Genomic DNA, 15702 nt, shown 5'->3' with positions numbered 1-15702 from the left:
CGAAGGTGGTTGGTGACATGGCCCTGATGATGGTCAGTCAGGGCCTGACACGCGATGACGTGGAAAGCCCGGATACGGACGTGGCCTTCCCCGACTCGGTGATCGACATGATGCGCGGCAATCTGGGCCAGCCTCCGGGCGGGTTCCCGGATGCGATCATCGGCAAGGCGCTGAAAGGCGAGATCCCCAACACCGACCGCCCTGGCAAAGATGTACCGCCGGTCGATCTGGAGGCCACCCGCGCCGAGCTGTCCAATCAGCTTGAGGGGATGGAGGTCGATGACGAGGATCTGAACGGATACCTGATGTATCCCAAGGTGTTCCTGGATTACATGGGCCGCCACCGGGTCTACGGTCCGGTTCGTACCCTGCCCACGCGCACCTTCTTCTATGGCATGGAGCCGGGTGAAGAGATCACGGCTGAAATCGATCCGGGCAAGACGCTGGAAATCCGCTGTCAGGCCATCGGTGACACCGACGAAAAGGGCGAGGTCAAAGTGTTCTTTGAACTCAACGGCCAGCCCCGCGTGATCCGGGTGCCGAACCGTCTGGTGACATCCACGACACAGGCCCGGCCCAAGGCCGAGGCTGGCAACCCCAACCATGTCGGCGCGCCGATGCCGGGTGTTGTGGCCACCGTCGCTGTCACCGCCGGTCAGGAGGTCAAGGAAGGCGACATGCTGCTGACCATCGAAGCCATGAAGATGGAAACCGGCATCCACGCCGAGCGTGACGCGACGGTCAAAGCCGTTCATGTGCAGCCCGGCGGCCAGATTGACGCTAAGGACCTGCTGGTCGAACTGGAATAAATTCGCGAGTAAAAACTCGAATCTTTACTCCCCAACTCGCGCAGCAGTATTGCTGCGCCATTTTTTTTTAATCTTGCCAGAGCGCAATTTGCTAGTTCTGCCGTCCATCTAAGGGATGTGTCGCAAGCTTTCGGAGCGGCCGGGGTCGGATATGTACTGGACACACTTATCCCGCGATCTCGGCGAATAGCCGAAAACCAGATGCATTTGTGCTGGGGAATTGCCGCTTGCGGATCATGTTGGCGACCTCCATGCCGTCCAGAGTGGCCGAGGCGGATCTGAACGATTTGAACCCGCACATGTGCCGGACGCGACGCTTTATGAACCGATGGTCCTGCTCAATAATGTTATTCAAATACTTGGACCTGACTGTCTGGATCTTGGCTGGGCAGCCAAACCGATTGAGGATTTTGTTTACTTCTCGAATGCCCGCTGCGTTGGCCCCACTTTGTCAATGACGATCTTGTTTGGAATTCCATTGGAAGACAGTGCTTTGGCGAAGAACCTGGATGCTGCTGGTCGGTTCCTCTGCTCAGACAGCATGAAATCAAGAGTGTTCCCAACTTTGTCGACAGCCCGATAGAGGTACATCTACTTGCCGCGCACACGAACATATGTCTCGTCCATGCGCCAGGAGCTCAGCGTTGGGCGTTTCTTCGATTGTGCTCGCGCTGCGATCATCGGTGAGTATTTCACAACCCACCTGTTGAGAGTGGCGTGGTCCACATCCACGCCGCGTTCGGCCATGATCTCTTCCAAGTCACGATAGGAAACTGTTTACCGCAGGTAAAAGCATACAGCGTACAAAACCGCATCCTTGGGGAAATGGCCGCCTTTCAATGACATCATGTTGAAACCTGTTCGAAAACTATTCGATGGGAACAAACGTCAGATCACGCATGTTCGTCAATTGGGCTTCATAGTTTGCGACACATCCCTCGCCCGCAGTGACGCGGTGATCGGGCCGACAATCTCAACGATCTACTGTTTTGGTGGTCAGCGGTTTTCCCTTTTTGGAACCATTGCCCAATTCAGCACAGTCACGGACGTCACGCTAGACGACATGAAGATTGAGCTGTTTTTTCCGGCCGACGACCAAAATGCCAAATTTCCGCGTGACCTTGCCCAGGTGGCTACCAATTAGATGATGGTTTGATCAGAGCACCACCACGTTCCGGTTAAACCCGCTTAATCCTGCCCTTCGCAGCGTTCGGCAAACAGCACCGCAAAAGTGATCTGGACGCCGAAGAGTTATTCCCCTAGAACTCTATCTGTTAACTTGTCCCTAAAAGGACCAATTTCATGGTGTTCCCGTCGCAGGGCTGAGCAGCCCCTCTTCATTCCGAGCATAAGGCTCGTTACCGCGACTTTTTCGCCGGACATTGTCCGGCAGGTGCCCCATGACAGACCAAATCCTGATTTCGCAGGCGCCCACCCGCGCCGAATTCACGCCGTTAATCCGGCTTGCCGTACCGCTAATGGTCGGGCTTGCCGCCGCACTTTTGATCGGTGTCGTAGATACGGCCATGATTTCTCCGCTTGGAACGGTCCCGCTGGCGGCGGCTGGTGTGACCACAGCCGTTCTGATCATCCTTATCTCTGCTCTTTGGGGTGTAGTCACCGCAATTTCCGTACAGATCAGCCAAGCCGAGGGCGCAAGCGATGCCGCGCGAGTTGCGCTGGCTTTACGCGGCGGGCTGTTGCTGTGCTTTCTGGGCGGCGGCGGCGCGGCATTGGGGATGATGGCGATCTATCCGTTGCTGGTGCCTTTGGGGCAACCGAAGGAGGTTCTGGCGATCCTGCTGCCGTACTGGATGTCGATGGCGATCTGGATCCTGCCTTTCACTCTGTTCTTTGGTCTGAAGGCTCTGTTCGACGCCGTTGGACGGCCCTGGACGGCCGTGGCGCTGTCTTATCTGGGCGTCCTGTTCAACGTACCCGCAAACTATGCCTTTATTCACATTCTTGATCTTGGAATTCTGGGCGCTGGTCTGGCCAGTATACTCTCGCAATGTACGTCGCTGGTTGCCGGGATCTATGTATTGATACGCGCACCGGGGCTGGCCGCCTTTCGCCAGCGGGTGACTGTTGCATGGACGGATGTCTGGTCACAGGCCAAAGACGCCCTGCCGCTCTGTCTTGGATATGCGGGTGAGGGCGGAGCCTACGCCGTGGTGGGCCTGATGATGGGCTGGTTGGGGGCCGAGGCGCTGGCCGCCCATCAAATCGTCAACGCGCTTGCGGGGCTGGCCTATATGATCCCGCTTGGCATGGCGGGTGCCGCCTCGATCCGTGTGGGTCTTGCAGTCGGTGCAGGTAGTCAGGAAAGGCTAAGACCAATCCTAAAGGCATCCTTTGTGATGGTCACGCTCTGGCAGGTGATTGCCGCAATCGTCTTCATTACTGCTGGCCGTATGCTGGCGGAAACCATGTCGGATGACCAGGCCGTTATTGACCTCGCCGTCACGTTGTTTTTCATCGTGGCATTGCTGCAGATTGCCGATGGCGTTCAAGGCACTGCGCTGGGTGCGCTAAGGGGAATGTCGGACATGAACCTGCCGACGATAATTACCCTGACGGCCTATTGGCCACTTGCTTTGCCGGCCAGTTACGCGCTGGGGTTCCTCTTCGATCTCGGAGCAGTCGGCGTCTGGATCGGCTATACACTGGGTCTGCTGGCAGCGGCGACCGCCCTGCCCCTGCGGTTCTTGGCGCTAACTCGAGCTTGAGTTTGGGGTAGATCGATTGGAGAAACCTAATCGCGAGCGACTTCGCAGTGGAGTGATATGACTTACCAGATCATAGGGCTGCGACATCTTGGGCCTTAGTCGTGAAAGGAGAGATCGGGTTCGAAGCCCACCATTGCGTCCATTGCTGCCGTTGGACCCTGGTCACCGTCGCTGCGGTGCGGTTCAGCGTCGCGTGTTCCAGTTCAACGCTACTTTCCGCCATAAATTCCTCCAGATCCCAATACGATAAGCCGTATCGAGGTAGAAGAAAACAGCGTGCAAGATCACGTCTTTCGGAAAGTGTGCACTCTTGAATGAGATGGTTGCAGTCTGCTCCTGGCTTATCTGAGCACGCGCTACCAAAACGACTCTCAGCCTGACAGGAGGAACAAAGTCTGCGACAGAACCGGAAATACTCGCTGCATTGGCGAGGAATTCAAGATTCTACCGACTCCTCGGAAAGCTGTGGTCGGCTAGAAAGCAGAATCACAAGTAAGATGGAACAGTTCAATGCAACATTGACCGGCGCGCCCGCAAGAATTGATCCCATGCTGTCGGTGCAAAACCATATCCAAGCGGCTGTCTTCGCGACCTTTTCAGCCACGGTGGGTGATATGGGTGCAACGTAAGTTCCAAGCGCCCATTGCATTTGTCACTGTGCCCTTAATTTCTGGACGCAGATGCATCTTGGTGCATTTACCCAGGTTTTGTGCCCTTAATTCTCGGATATCCACAGGCCACCAACCAGGGACCTCACATACATTCGGTGAAGGACCGAAGGGTCCCTGTACCGGATCACGTCTGCCTAACACACGACTTATCCCCAGAATGCACGGTCTTGGAATTTAAGGCACAGTCCGGCAATTAAGGACACAGTCCAGAAATTAAAGGCACAAATTGGAACTGATTTTACTCAATTTTTTGAAGCAAGCGTCCAGAAATTAAGGGCACCGTGACACACGATCAAACCGCCGCTCTGTTTCGCCCCAAACGTCACCGCCTTTCAGCCCATTCCTTTCGCCATGCCCGCGCCGCTGCTTTCGAAATTTGGACCGAATATGGACGCGAGCTCAACGCTTGAAATCAACGTACAGTTCCTGTCTCGCGGGCCGTCGAAAATAACCTGACAAAGCCGCTCTACAATAGGCAGATGGCTCTGTTGCAACAGAACCCACCTCGCCTTCTTGAATTCTGTTACAGAGCATGACCTACGCCTGTATTACGCTCATTATAAGGACTTTTTGATCGTTACATCCAAGGTATCTTCAAAATACTATTACACCCGATAAGTATCCCTTATCATGTTATTTGAAATCTGACCCAAATTGACGCAGAATGTGCCCCATGAAGCCGCCAGCCCCATATCTCCCCGCCGCCGCTCCTGCCCTCTCGGACACGGATCAGGAGGCGCTAACTGATCTTTATGTGCGCGGCACACCGGAAAACACGTTGCGGGCCTATGAGCGGGATCTGCTTTATGTCACCGCTTGGAAGTCCGCGCGGTTCGCAGCGACGCTGGACTGGCCGGAATCAGAGGCCACCGCCCTCGCCTTCATTCTCGATCACGCCCGCGATCTAAATGACGCACCAGAAACGGACGTGGCGCGCGAAACCGCAGAAGCGCTGATTGCTCAGGGGCTGCGCAAGTCCCTCGCCTGCCCTGCCCCTTCGACGCTGGACCGGCGCATCGCCTCCTGGCTTGCCTTCCATCGAATGAAGAACCTGACCAGCCCTTTCGGTGCGCCGCAGGTGAAGCAGGCCCGTGCCAAGGCGCGCCGGGCTGCCGCCCGGCCCCCTGCCCCGAAATCGCAACATCCGATCACCCGCGATATTCTCGAGCAGTTGCTGGCCACCTGTCGGGGGTCCCGGCGGGATTGCCGTGATCGCGCCATCCTGATGCTGGGTTGGGCCTCAGGCGGACGGCGCCGGTCCGAGATCACCGGGTTGATGTTTGAAGACGTCTCGCTGAAGGAGTTCGACGAGAAAAGCCTGGTTTGGATTTCATTGCTTGAGACCAAGACGACAACAAAAGGTGATACGCCGCGGCTGGTGCTGAAGGGCCGCGCAGCCCAGGCGCTGGTCCATTGGATTGAGGTTGGACAGATTAAAAATGGGCCACTGTTCAGACCAATCTCAAAAGCGGATCGTGTGCTGAAACGTCGGCTTTCGCCGGACGCTATCTATCAGATCGTCAAACATCGCCTCCAGTTGGCAGGGTTGCCGGAGGACTTCGCCTCGCCGCACGGTTTGCGTTCTGGGTTCCTAACCCAAGCCGCACTGGATGGCACCCCGATCCAAGCTGCCATGCGCCTCTCGCTGCACCGCTCCATGGCCCAGGCGCAGAAATATTATGACGACGTCGATATCGCGGAAAACCCGGCAACGGACTTGTTGGGGTGAACTGGCGCTAAACGAAGAAGGCGGTAACCCATGGGTTACCGCCTTTGAAATCAAGAAATCTGAGCATGGGTAACCCGCGGGTTACTACTCGTTCAAAACAGCTTCGAAAGCTTCAACCGCTCTCTGGAGCTTCGACCGGTCAATCGAACTAAAGTCCTGACCAGACAATATCCTGCACTCTCCTTTTCGCGCAGTGACTTTTGAGCCTCCCACGTGGAACTCATACTTCACGCTCTCGGCTTTCTCACGTCGCTTGCCACTACCCGGTTCAGCATCAGTATCTGCCAAGAAGGCATCCAGCGCCTCATTTTGCTCACCGGCTGTGGATGCGCGCACCAACACATCTCTTAACCCAGCAGCTGAACCCGATGACGCTCGAAGTTTACGCGCAACCTCAACGCCAAGGTTTCTGGAGACACTCTTTGGAAACAGCAACGCACCCTCAAGTTCATTGAGCAGATAAACAAAGCTGCGAATGTAAGAGCGTTTCATCTTGTGCAAAGATGAGTACAGCCTTCCGACCAAAGCTTCTGCATCCCCTGCCCCCAACTCAGAATCTTTGGCAGCAAGAATTGCGACTTGCGCCATCTCAGCGAAAGTCAGGTCCTCCCGAACAACGTTCTCCTCAACCATGTCAATGTAGAGGTCGATGCGATCGCTCTGGGATTCGGCAACTCGCGCTGTAACACTGGCAAACCGTTCATCACCGGTCTCTTCATAAAGCTGCTTAAGAGCAGTTACTCGTCTCCAACCTTTTTTGAGCTGGAAGCGACCATCTGAATCTTTGTAAAGTTCTATGGGCTCCTTCTGGCCACGTTCCTGAATTGAAGCCTTGAGTTCATCCATCTCATCGGAACTTGCGACGGCCGAGAGATCCAAGCGATCTCTTGGCAGATCTGTCGTATGGATTTCATTGATGCCTACCGCAACCAAGACTCGCCCTTCGTCACGAGCTCTACGATACTCCTTGGCATCGGAGGCATTTTGCCGTCGCTGTTCGACACGGTTCTCAGTGCTTTCATTTAAGCTGTTTGCTGTCTCGCGAACCGCAGCCCCCATCGGACCCACTTCGCGGCGGCGTGTTTTCTTGAGGTCATCTTCATCAATCGGAGTGAAGCCAAACTTATTACCGCTCATTCTACCCGCTCCTCAACTTTAGTACGTGCCTCCCAGGCCCGTAGGACAACATCCTTAAATTCGCTGTATGCACTATCAAAGGACTGACGCGCCCGTTTCCATGTGTCTCGAGTCATCTGTCTGTAGTCTTGCTCGTAAACAGACATCTGGAATCTGCCTGACTGCTCGACGGCACGCGTCATTTCGATAGGATTTTGACAGACGTCGGCTCCGAAGACATTTTTAAAAGCGTCCATCATCGCGACATGCAAAGAGTTGCTAGCCTCGAAGCGAGTCATGAGAACGCGTATATCATCGAACCGTTTAGGAAGAGTAATACCGGCATCCTTTGCAATACGTTCGAACCCGCTGGTTATGTCTTCCAAGGCATCGCCAAGCTGACCAAGATAACTCGTTGTACTGTCATACTCCCAATAGCCAGGACCAGACGGAATATAGAGAATGTCAGCAGCAAAGGCCGCATTCAAAGACTGGTATCCAATTGCCGGCGGGCAATCGAAAACAATCAAATCATATTGGTCGTCAGGCAACTCATCGAGATATCTTGCTACGCATCCAAAAAAACTCCACGCCTTGTGAATGGACCTGTACTGAGCGGACGCAAATTCAACGAAGGCCGCGTTCGCACAGCTCGGGATGATGTCGATCGTCGACCATGAAGTTCTTTGAATGAAGTCTTGTACACGTTGCGCGCCAATCGACTGAACATCTTCAGGCAATTCGTCGGCAGTAGGGTAGGGGCAATCTGCGGGATCATCATATTCGTCCGCGATCCGGTTCGCCTCACGGCAGAGATCGCGGCACATAATGCCCCAGACAGTATTCCACTCTCTAACTTCAGCCAGACCCATTGAATGCGTAAGTGTCGCCTGGGGGTCGAAATCCACCACCAGAACACGGTAACCATCAAGCGCGGCCGCATTCGCCAAGTGCTGGGCAACGACAGTTTTGCCGACACCACCCTTAAAGTTCGAAACCGCTACCCTCATAGCCCGGCCTGCCGGCCTTTGAGGCAGAAGGCTTTTACCTCTAAATCTCAGGCGCCGTCTCAACTCATTTATCTCAGCCAGAGAAAACCATCTTTGCCGCCCATCATCTTCAGTCGCCCCTTGCGGAAGAGACGGGTCTTCTGCCAACTTCTTTCTCAAGGTGTCCGCCGGGACATCAAACATGAACTGGCTAATTTCCCAGATCGAGAATGGTCGAAGCACTTTCTCGTCAGCGGGCGAGAAAGTAGCGCGGCGGACGGCAGCCTGTTGAGCCAGGCTTCGTTCGTTCATAGCTTGAAGGTCGGTGTGGTCACGCATGGTGCTGCTCTTGTTATATCACGAATACCTTTTAATAACGCGATTTTCGAAAACTGCAAAACGTAAAGAATGGAATTTCCGCTTTTTCGCCTCCGACTCTGTAAAAACGGGAGGTATTTCGAAAGCGAAGCTATGTTTTGGTGACAGGCAGCGATCAATTACCAGATATATGGTGACACTCGACCCCCAATAGGGTGACAGTAGAGTGTCACCCATATCCTATTAACCAAATTTTCTTTTGATTTTGAAGAAAGAGGCGGCCATCCTGTTTTTCAAAGCCCGTTGACAAACTACGGGATTTCATCACACTGAACCCAATTGATGGAATCGGTCAGCGAAACCGATCCGCTCGAGGCACAGTGGCAGTATCAAAATGGAAATAAAACGATTTACAGGATATCAGGCCGGTTCTCAGAAGTACGATCTTTTGACTGCAATCTCTGTTGCAGGATTGAATGGCACACCCGGCTTTCAATGTTCGATGATGCGGCTCATTGCGTTGATAACGGCCCGATACAACTGGCGCACTGATGAGCTGACGGTCGGGCAAAAAGAAATGGCCCGCCTCTGGTCCGTGGACGAACGAACCGTCAAGCGAGAGATTAAGCGATTGACGGATTCTAATATTCTTCTCCAGCTTAGGCCTGGGGTTAGAGGCCGCGTTGCAGCGTATCGACTCAACTACGCAGAAATTTATCGCCTGAGCGAACCGGTTTGGCAGAATATTGGTTCTGATTTTGTATCGCGCATGGAGACACAAAGCCCAAAATCAACCGAAAAGGTTGTTCATGTTCAGTTTGGCCAAGAAAGACCAGCAGCTGTTGAACATAAAGGACAAGACCTTCAGGACCCGTGGGGCAGGGCGCTTCGGCGCCTATCAGAATCTGAAGCATTATTGTTTGAAAGCTGGTATCGCGAACTCAAATTTGTTGAAACGCAAGATCAAACGATCACCTTGCGCGCACCCAGCAAGTTCATCGCGCAATATATTCAGTCTCACCATTTGAAACCTTTGCTTGGAGCGATCCAGCTCGAGTTTGGGCGAATTCATAAAGTGTGTCTGCTCGGCTAACAATCCAGTTTTGAAGCTCGCGCGCTGTGCCTTGAGACCACCAAAGTTGCTGATTTCAACCGTTGAGTTCGGCCTCGAACACCCCAATGGTTTTCAGGATGTCATCGAACAAGGGGGTATCCCCGATGATCATTTCTTGCATCCCCACATAGTCCCGGCGCAGCGCTGCTTTCAGCTCAGGGTTTGGTAGCAATCTTAGAGATCCAGGCCTGGCATTCTCGTAGTTAGCCCAAGCTGCTTTGAAGAAGACGGACTTATGGTGTGCAACCTGATCCAGCAAGTCGATCTGTTCGATAGCGCGAGAACGGGACTCGTGCGTGATCAACTGAGCCATGTCGTAATAGTGGCGCGACATACGGTCAGCCAGAGGTTTGGTGATGTCTTGATGATAGAGCATATGCAGGATCGTGGCTTTTTCCCAGAATGTGCGTTCAACACCCAAGACCTTCACATCAACGTCGCCCGCCCCCAACAGGTCTGGAAAGGCCTGATGCACATAAGGCGATATCCTGCGGGACTCGGCTGGTAGGTGAACCCCACGGGCGCCAAATTCGAACCGTACCACCGGTTGGATGTAGCCGCTGGCCGCACTGGTCTCCGATGGATAGGCGAAAAGCAAAGTTTGGGCATCATTTGGATCGACTGACAGGGAAAAATGCTGATCCAGCGCGGCGCCAAACTTGACCTCGGTTTCTTTCAACAGCGGACCTGAGACTACCCTAGTGGCCGTATCCTGAAGTTCCTGCAGCAGTTGCTTTTGTTTTTTGCCGGAAAGGGCAGGGTGCTCGGGGTCACGTTCGCCCTCAAACCCGAGCTGCGCCCGGTCGAGAGACAGATCCACGTCTTCTGAGAACCGATGGATGATGTCATAGGCCTTGGATAGCGATGTCCCGCCCTTGAAGATCATGTGAGCGCCAAAAGAGGGCAGGGCGAATAGATTTTTCAGTGACCAACAGACCCAGAAATCCTTCTCGACGATTGCTTTGGACAAACCAAGCTGTGCGGCCGATTCCTGAAAAGCCTCCTCACGGTTCTTTGGAGTATCGTTGGCAAACTGGTCCACGATCAGTTCCGCGCCACGATTTGCTGCACCACCGGGTGCATCCAGGCCGGTACATATCTACTTTGTTTTGCGAGCAAGGCGCGGTCCTTAATATCCAGATTGCGGGCCAACGTGTCGACAACACGGCTATCCACCCGGTTTTTGCCAACATAGCGTAACGCCTGAAATACGGCGCCGGTTTTCTGGCCTGCACCAACTAGCGTTTTGGATGATGCATTTCGAAACTGGATGACTTGTCGACCAATTGTCTTGGTGCGGGTCGGGCCGTCGGTCATATAAGTCGGCTTGGACGGCACTTGGGTCGACAGCCCCAACTGGTTGGCTGCCATGGCAGGGGAGGGCTGTAGAACCTGGTTGTCTTTGCGTGCGATCGCTTTGGCTATGTCATCGGCTGACGGAGACAACAGCCCTAATCGGGCGCTCTTTCTCGGATAGTCATAAAGCCCACGCGTTAACCGTCGGATCATCCCTTGATCCGCCAAACGCGACAATGCCTGATCCACGCTTGCGCGGGAGCCAATATCCAGAAAGTCGGTTGGCGCAAAGATTGCGCCCCGGCCTTTTCCGATGATGCGTTGTCTAATCGATAAGGTGATCATAGCTTGCTCCTTGTCAGAAAATATAGTACTTTTTTCTGACATTCAAGTTAGGGGAATATCCGGGTGTTTTTGAAAGTACGGGCGGAAAGCAGACCTTCGCTACTCTCGCGAAATAGCCATTCGCATTCTTGGTTAGCGGCCATTCGACAGCGGTTGCATGAATTGGCGTATAGGTCCGCTGGAGCGCGCCAACAGAGGAAACACCAGACGTTGTCGGCCTGGCTACCTAATCAGGATGTTTGATTGCCGATTTCGCGGCTTTGCAACCCGCTTCGCGATTACGGCACAACTCTGTCGCGGCCTATCCAAGAGATTTCAACGATTTCGATAAGTGGGCGGCAACCTATTATGGTTTGTTAAATATGTAAAATCCTTTTGGACGCCGTGTTCTCAGCGGGGTTGTGAATATATATGCTGTCTAAATATACAAATTCTCCCCTTACTTTGCAGCGTTATGTTAGCGTTATCGCTTTGGGATTGACGCTTGTTATCACCGGTTAGCCGGCACCCAGCACAATTTACGAAGCATTTCGCGTTGCCGACCCAATTGCCCGGCAGCCAAGGAACATACACTGGAGGAAATATGTCCCTGTTGCAGACCATTACCCGTAGAGCCGCCTTGCTTTCTGTCGCCGCTGTCGCACTAACTGCCGGGACAGCGTATGCAGGCGATGTCAAAATTGGCTTTCTGCTGAAAACCATGCAGGAAGAGCGCTACAAGCGTGACCGCGCCGCGTTTACTGCGAAAGCCGAGGAACTGGGCGCCGAAGTCATCTTTGATTCAGCGAACAACGACGAGCTGACCCAGCTGGCGAAATTTGAAAATATGCTCGCCAAGGGTGCGAACGTCATCGTTTTGCAGCCTGTGAACACCGGTACCGCCGGTAGCATGGTCAGCATGGCAAACAGCGAAGGTGTGCGCGTTGTCGGGTATGACTCGATGCTCGTGGACGGGCCGCTGGATGCGATGGTGATGCAAGACAGCTGGGCTGTGGGCCGCCTGCAAGGCGAAGCCATGGTCGAATGGCTGCAGGAGAAGAACGGAGAGGTTTCCGGCAAGATCGCCCTGATTCAAGGTCAACCCGGCGACTCCAACGCGATTGCCATGAGCAGCGGTGTGTTGGAGATTGTCGAAGCAAACCCGGGGTTGGAACTGGTAACAAATCAGGCGCATGAAGGTTGGTCATCTGAGAAGGCCATGGCGACTGCGGAAAACACGCTGACCTCTAACAGCAACAGCATCGACGCGTTTATCGCCAACAACAGCGGCATGGCCCGTGGTGTTATCGCGGCATTGGAAGCACAGGGGCTGGCGTCAGCAGACAAAGTGTTTGTAGCCGGATCTGATGCCGACCTGGCCAATATCCAATATGTTGCGCAAGGCAAGCAAGCCGTTGAAATCTGGAAGCAGATTGATCCGTTGGCAGAAACTGCGGCAGAAGTGGCGGTTGCTTTGGCTGCCGATCCCAACACCGCGCCCGCAGATCTGGTCAAAGTGGACAAGGTTATCAACAACGGTTTCGCCGATGTGCCAACAATCGTGACCCCGATCACGCTTGTGACGCAGGACAACATTGATGACACGATCATCGCTGGCGGCTTCTACTCCAAGGAAGAAGTCTACGGGAACTGATCCTCGGGACCTATTCCTGAAGGAGGGCGTTTCGCCATTTGGCTCCCTATGCGTGTACTCCCCGCGCGCGGCTTCATGGTGCCCTCCTTCCTTAAACTCCTTGCGGCAGGACCGTCGGTCATGGTGGGGAGTGTCCGAAACACTTTTCTGAATGTGATGGGAAAAAGCATGTCTGAAGTCGTCCTGAAAATGCAGGGTATCATCAAGGATTTTCCCGGTGTCCGCGCCCTGAACAATGTCAATTTCGAAGCCCGCTCGGGCGAGCTTCTGGCGCTGATGGGAGAAAACGGAGCGGGCAAATCCACGTTGATGAAAGTGCTCAGTGGAGTTTGGCCCTATCCGACCTACGAAGGCGATATCTATTTGCGCGGCGAAAAGGTCCGATTCGCGAATACAAAAGAGGCCGAGGCAGCAGGCATCGGTATCATCTACCAGGAACTCAACCTGATCCCCGGTTTGTCTGTCGCCGAAAACATCTTTCTGGATCGCCAGTTCACCGATGCCAAGGGCAGGATCAACTGGAACCAGACCTTTGCCGAAACCCAGAAGCTGCTGACCGAACTGGGCATCAATGACATTCGCCCGACCGATCTGGTGCAGAACATCACTGTGGGCAAACAACAGATGGTTGAGATTGCCAAAGCTTTGTCGCTCAAGGCAGAGATACTGGTGTTAGACGAACCGACATCGGCGCTGACGGATAAAGAGGTCAAGGATCTCTTCCGTATCATCCGCAAGCTGAAAGCCGACGGCGTCTGTATGTGCTACATTTCGCACAAAATGGAAGAGATTGAGCAGATCGCCGACCGGATTGCGGTTCTGCGCGATGGCCAGACCATCGGTGACGTCACGCCTATCGCGGATATCACGCTTGATCAGATCATCGCCCGAATGGTCGGACGCGACATCAAAGATATGTTCCCCAAGGTCGATTTCACACCGGGTGAGGTGACTTTGGAGGTCAACGATCTGTCCGTCACAAACCCCGACCTGCCTGGCAGCTATCTGGTCAAGAACGCCAGCTTCGTTGCCCGCAAAGGCGAGATATTGGGCATCTCCGGGCTAATGGGCGCTGGCCGGACCGAACTGGTTGGCGGTGTATTCGGTGCTTATCCGGACCAGACCACCGGTGAAGTGAAGCTGAACGGGCAAAAGCTGGACATCAAATCGCCGAAGGACGCCATTGATGCCGGCATCGCGCTGCTGACCGAAGATCGTAAGGCTTTGGGGCTGTTTTTGGACAAATCCATTTCCTTCAACACGACGATTTCCTCGCTTGAGACGATCAGTTCAAAGGTTCTGGGCATTATCAACACCCAGCAGGAGCGCAAAATCGTTAAGGAATATGTCGACCAGTTGGGCGTTAAAACACCGTCGATTGACACCGTTATCGGTACACTCAGCGGCGGCAATCAGCAGAAGGTCATTCTGGGTAAGTGGCTGAATTCACGCCCGGATGTGTTCATTCTGGATGAACCCACACGTGGGATCGATATCGGTGCCAAGGTCGAGATTTACAAGCTGCTGAACGAACTGGTCCTACAAGGTGTCACCGTCATCATGATTTCTTCGGAACTGCCTGAGGTCTTGGGCATGTGTGACCGGATTCTGGTGATGTGCGAAGGCGAGATCGTGTCAAACTTTGAACGGGACGATGCGAAGAAAGAAGCAATCATGGCGTATGCCACCGGCAGCGCATAAGGGAGGAAGCAAATGAGTGCTGACAGCAACGTTGCAGGTGTTGGCGTCAATGGCGCCAAGGAAAACCACCTGATAAACTTTATAAAGGACAACGCGACGCTAATTGCGTTGATCGTGCTTGTCGTCGGGCTCAGCTTTGCCGACGACGCGTTTTTCACCGCAAGGAACCTTAGCAACCTATCCCGTCAGGTTACCATCATCGGGATCATTGCCGTAGGCATGACCATGGTCATTCTGATTGCGGGTATTGACCTATCCGTTGGCTCTGTCGTCGGGTTATCAGCGGTCGTCTGTACGCTCATGATGCAATGGGGCGTGCCGACCATATTGGCGGTACCTGCAACCCTTTTGATCGTGGGTGTTGGAATAGGTCTGTGGAACGGGTTCTGGATAGCCAAGTTCAACATACCCCCATTCATCATAACCCTTGGAATGCTGACTATCGCACGCGGTTTGGCACTGACCCTGACCAATGGCAGTTCTGTACCGGTAACGAGTAATGTGTTTCCATTGATTGGTGGTGCTTATATCCCGCCGATGATGTCCAGTATCGTGCTGATCGTGTGTGCTGCGCTTGCTGTTTATTCGATCTTCCGAGATGTTCAGCAAAGCAAGGCGCATGGCGTCGAAGTGAATATGCAGGAGCTGCTGGTCAATGGGGCGGTGATGATTGGTGGTTTTGCTTTGGCCTTCCACGTGTTCACCAGCTACAAAGGGATCCCCGTTCCTGTTGCGATCTTTGCAGTCATTGCATTTGCCGGGATCTATACGCTGAACAGCACCCGTTTTGGTCGCCGCCTCTATGCGCTTGGCGGAAACGAAGATGCGGCTCGCCTGTCCGGCATCAACGTCGTCCGCACCAAGATGATTGTCTATACGGTCATTTCGGTTCTATCGGCGCTGGCTGGTATCATCCTGGCCTCGCGTCTGAACGGTGCCTCACCCAACCTTGGAACCATGTTTGAGCTTGATGCGATTGCAGCGGTTGTTATCGGCGGTACCAGTCTGGCGGGTGGTTCTGGCAAGGTGAGTGGAACCATCATCGGTGCCCTGCTGATCGGGGTCCTGAACAACGGCATGAGCCTGCTTGGTGTGGTCACGTTCTATCAGTTGATCATCAAGGGCCTGATCATCATCCTCGCCGTCTGGTTCGATGTGATGCAGAAGAAATAATGTTGCTGGCCTGCCCCCGGTCACACGCACCGGGGGCAAAGCCAAAATCCCCGAAAACTTGAATGACAGTTGGGAGGTA

Annotated in this window: 13 protein-coding genes and 1 pseudogene; 8 read left to right on the top strand and 6 right to left on the bottom strand. The window is 53.9% G+C overall.

Translation table 11 applies throughout. The features are described 5' to 3' along the window. On the top strand, positions 1 to 809 hold an 809-nt coding region (locus tag ACR0IY_RS20515; protein ID WP_480676636.1), incomplete at its 5' end, for a biotin/lipoyl-containing protein. Positions 810 to 975: 166 nt separating this feature from the next. Here the strand turns inward: ACR0IY_RS20515 and ACR0IY_RS20510 are convergent. Next, positions 976 to 1658, bottom strand: a pseudogene (locus ACR0IY_RS20510) (IS6 family transposase). Here ACR0IY_RS20510 and ACR0IY_RS20505 point away from each other — a divergent pair. Next, positions 1657 to 1953 (top strand): hypothetical protein, encoded by a 297-nt coding sequence (locus ACR0IY_RS20505; RefSeq protein WP_480676634.1) that lies wholly within the window; start codon positions 1657 to 1659, stop codon positions 1951 to 1953. The pseudogene ACR0IY_RS20510 and the gene ACR0IY_RS20505 sit on opposite strands and share 2 nt — an antisense overlap. A 256-nt stretch (positions 1954 to 2209) precedes the next feature. Beyond that, on the top strand, positions 2210 to 3538 hold the full coding sequence (locus ACR0IY_RS20500; RefSeq protein WP_480676632.1) for an MATE family efflux transporter: 1329 nt from the start codon (positions 2210 to 2212) through the stop codon (positions 3536 to 3538). Positions 3539 to 3608: 70 nt separating this feature from the next. Here the strand turns inward: ACR0IY_RS20500 and ACR0IY_RS20495 are convergent, their stop codons facing one another. Further along, positions 3609 to 3761, bottom strand: coding sequence for a hypothetical protein (locus tag ACR0IY_RS20495; protein ID WP_480676640.1), 153 nt, complete (start codon positions 3759 to 3761; stop codon positions 3609 to 3611). 1121 nt (positions 3762 to 4882) lie between these two features. On the opposite strand from ACR0IY_RS20495, the gene ACR0IY_RS20490 reads away from it, so the two are divergent. Then, positions 4883 to 5938, top strand: a complete 1056-nt coding sequence (locus ACR0IY_RS20490) for a tyrosine-type recombinase/integrase (protein ID WP_480676630.1) — start codon at positions 4883 to 4885, stop codon at positions 5936 to 5938. An 84-nt stretch (positions 5939 to 6022) separates the two neighbouring features. On the opposite strand, the gene ACR0IY_RS20485 is transcribed toward ACR0IY_RS20490, so the two are convergent. Further along, a complete protein-coding gene (locus tag ACR0IY_RS20485) occupies positions 6023 to 7075 on the bottom strand; it encodes a ParB N-terminal domain-containing protein (protein ID WP_480424902.1) in 1053 nt (350 codons plus the stop codon). Beyond that, positions 7072 to 8382: an AAA family ATPase gene (locus ACR0IY_RS20480; protein ID WP_170474763.1), complete on the bottom strand. Its 1311-nt coding sequence runs from the start codon at positions 8380 to 8382 to the stop codon at positions 7072 to 7074. Before ACR0IY_RS20480 ends, ACR0IY_RS20485 begins: the two co-directional genes overlap by 4 nt. Before the next feature lie 373 nt (positions 8383 to 8755). Between ACR0IY_RS20480 and ACR0IY_RS20475 the strand changes: the two genes are divergently transcribed. Then, positions 8756 to 9454, top strand: coding sequence for a DnaA N-terminal domain-containing protein (locus ACR0IY_RS20475; RefSeq protein WP_480676628.1), 699 nt, complete (start codon positions 8756 to 8758; stop codon positions 9452 to 9454). A 55-nt stretch (positions 9455 to 9509) separates the two neighbouring features. On the opposite strand, the gene ACR0IY_RS20470 is transcribed toward ACR0IY_RS20475, so the two are convergent. Then, positions 9510 to 10517, bottom strand: a complete 1008-nt coding sequence (locus ACR0IY_RS20470) for a nucleotidyl transferase AbiEii/AbiGii toxin family protein (RefSeq protein ID WP_480676626.1) — start codon at positions 10515 to 10517, stop codon at positions 9510 to 9512. 2 nt (positions 10518 to 10519) lie between these two features. Then, positions 10520 to 11116 (bottom strand): DUF6088 family protein, encoded by a 597-nt coding sequence (locus ACR0IY_RS20465; protein WP_480676624.1) that lies wholly within the window; start codon positions 11114 to 11116, stop codon positions 10520 to 10522. 583 nt (positions 11117 to 11699) lie between these two features. On the opposite strand from ACR0IY_RS20465, the gene ACR0IY_RS20460 reads away from it, so the two are divergent. The 3 genes from ACR0IY_RS20460 (at position 11700) to ACR0IY_RS20450 (ending at position 15623) form a co-directional block, all read left to right on the top strand. Continuing rightward, on the top strand, positions 11700 to 12749 hold the full coding sequence (locus tag ACR0IY_RS20460; protein WP_480676622.1) for a substrate-binding domain-containing protein: 1050 nt from the start codon (positions 11700 to 11702) through the stop codon (positions 12747 to 12749). Between the two features lie 168 nt (positions 12750 to 12917). After that, entirely contained in the window at positions 12918 to 14450 is a 1533-nt protein-coding gene (locus ACR0IY_RS20455; protein ID WP_480537557.1) for a sugar ABC transporter ATP-binding protein, read from the top strand. A gap of 12 nt (positions 14451 to 14462) precedes the next feature. After that, the gene (locus ACR0IY_RS20450) at positions 14463 to 15623 is read left to right on the top strand and encodes a sugar ABC transporter permease (protein ID WP_217354249.1); all 1161 of its coding nucleotides are present in this window, start codon (positions 14463 to 14465) and stop codon (positions 15621 to 15623) included. Positions 15624 to 15702 lie beyond the last annotated feature (79 nt).

The organism is Ruegeria sp. BC1 (assembly GCF_056539305.1).
This window is presented reverse-complemented; position numbering and strand designations above follow the sequence as displayed.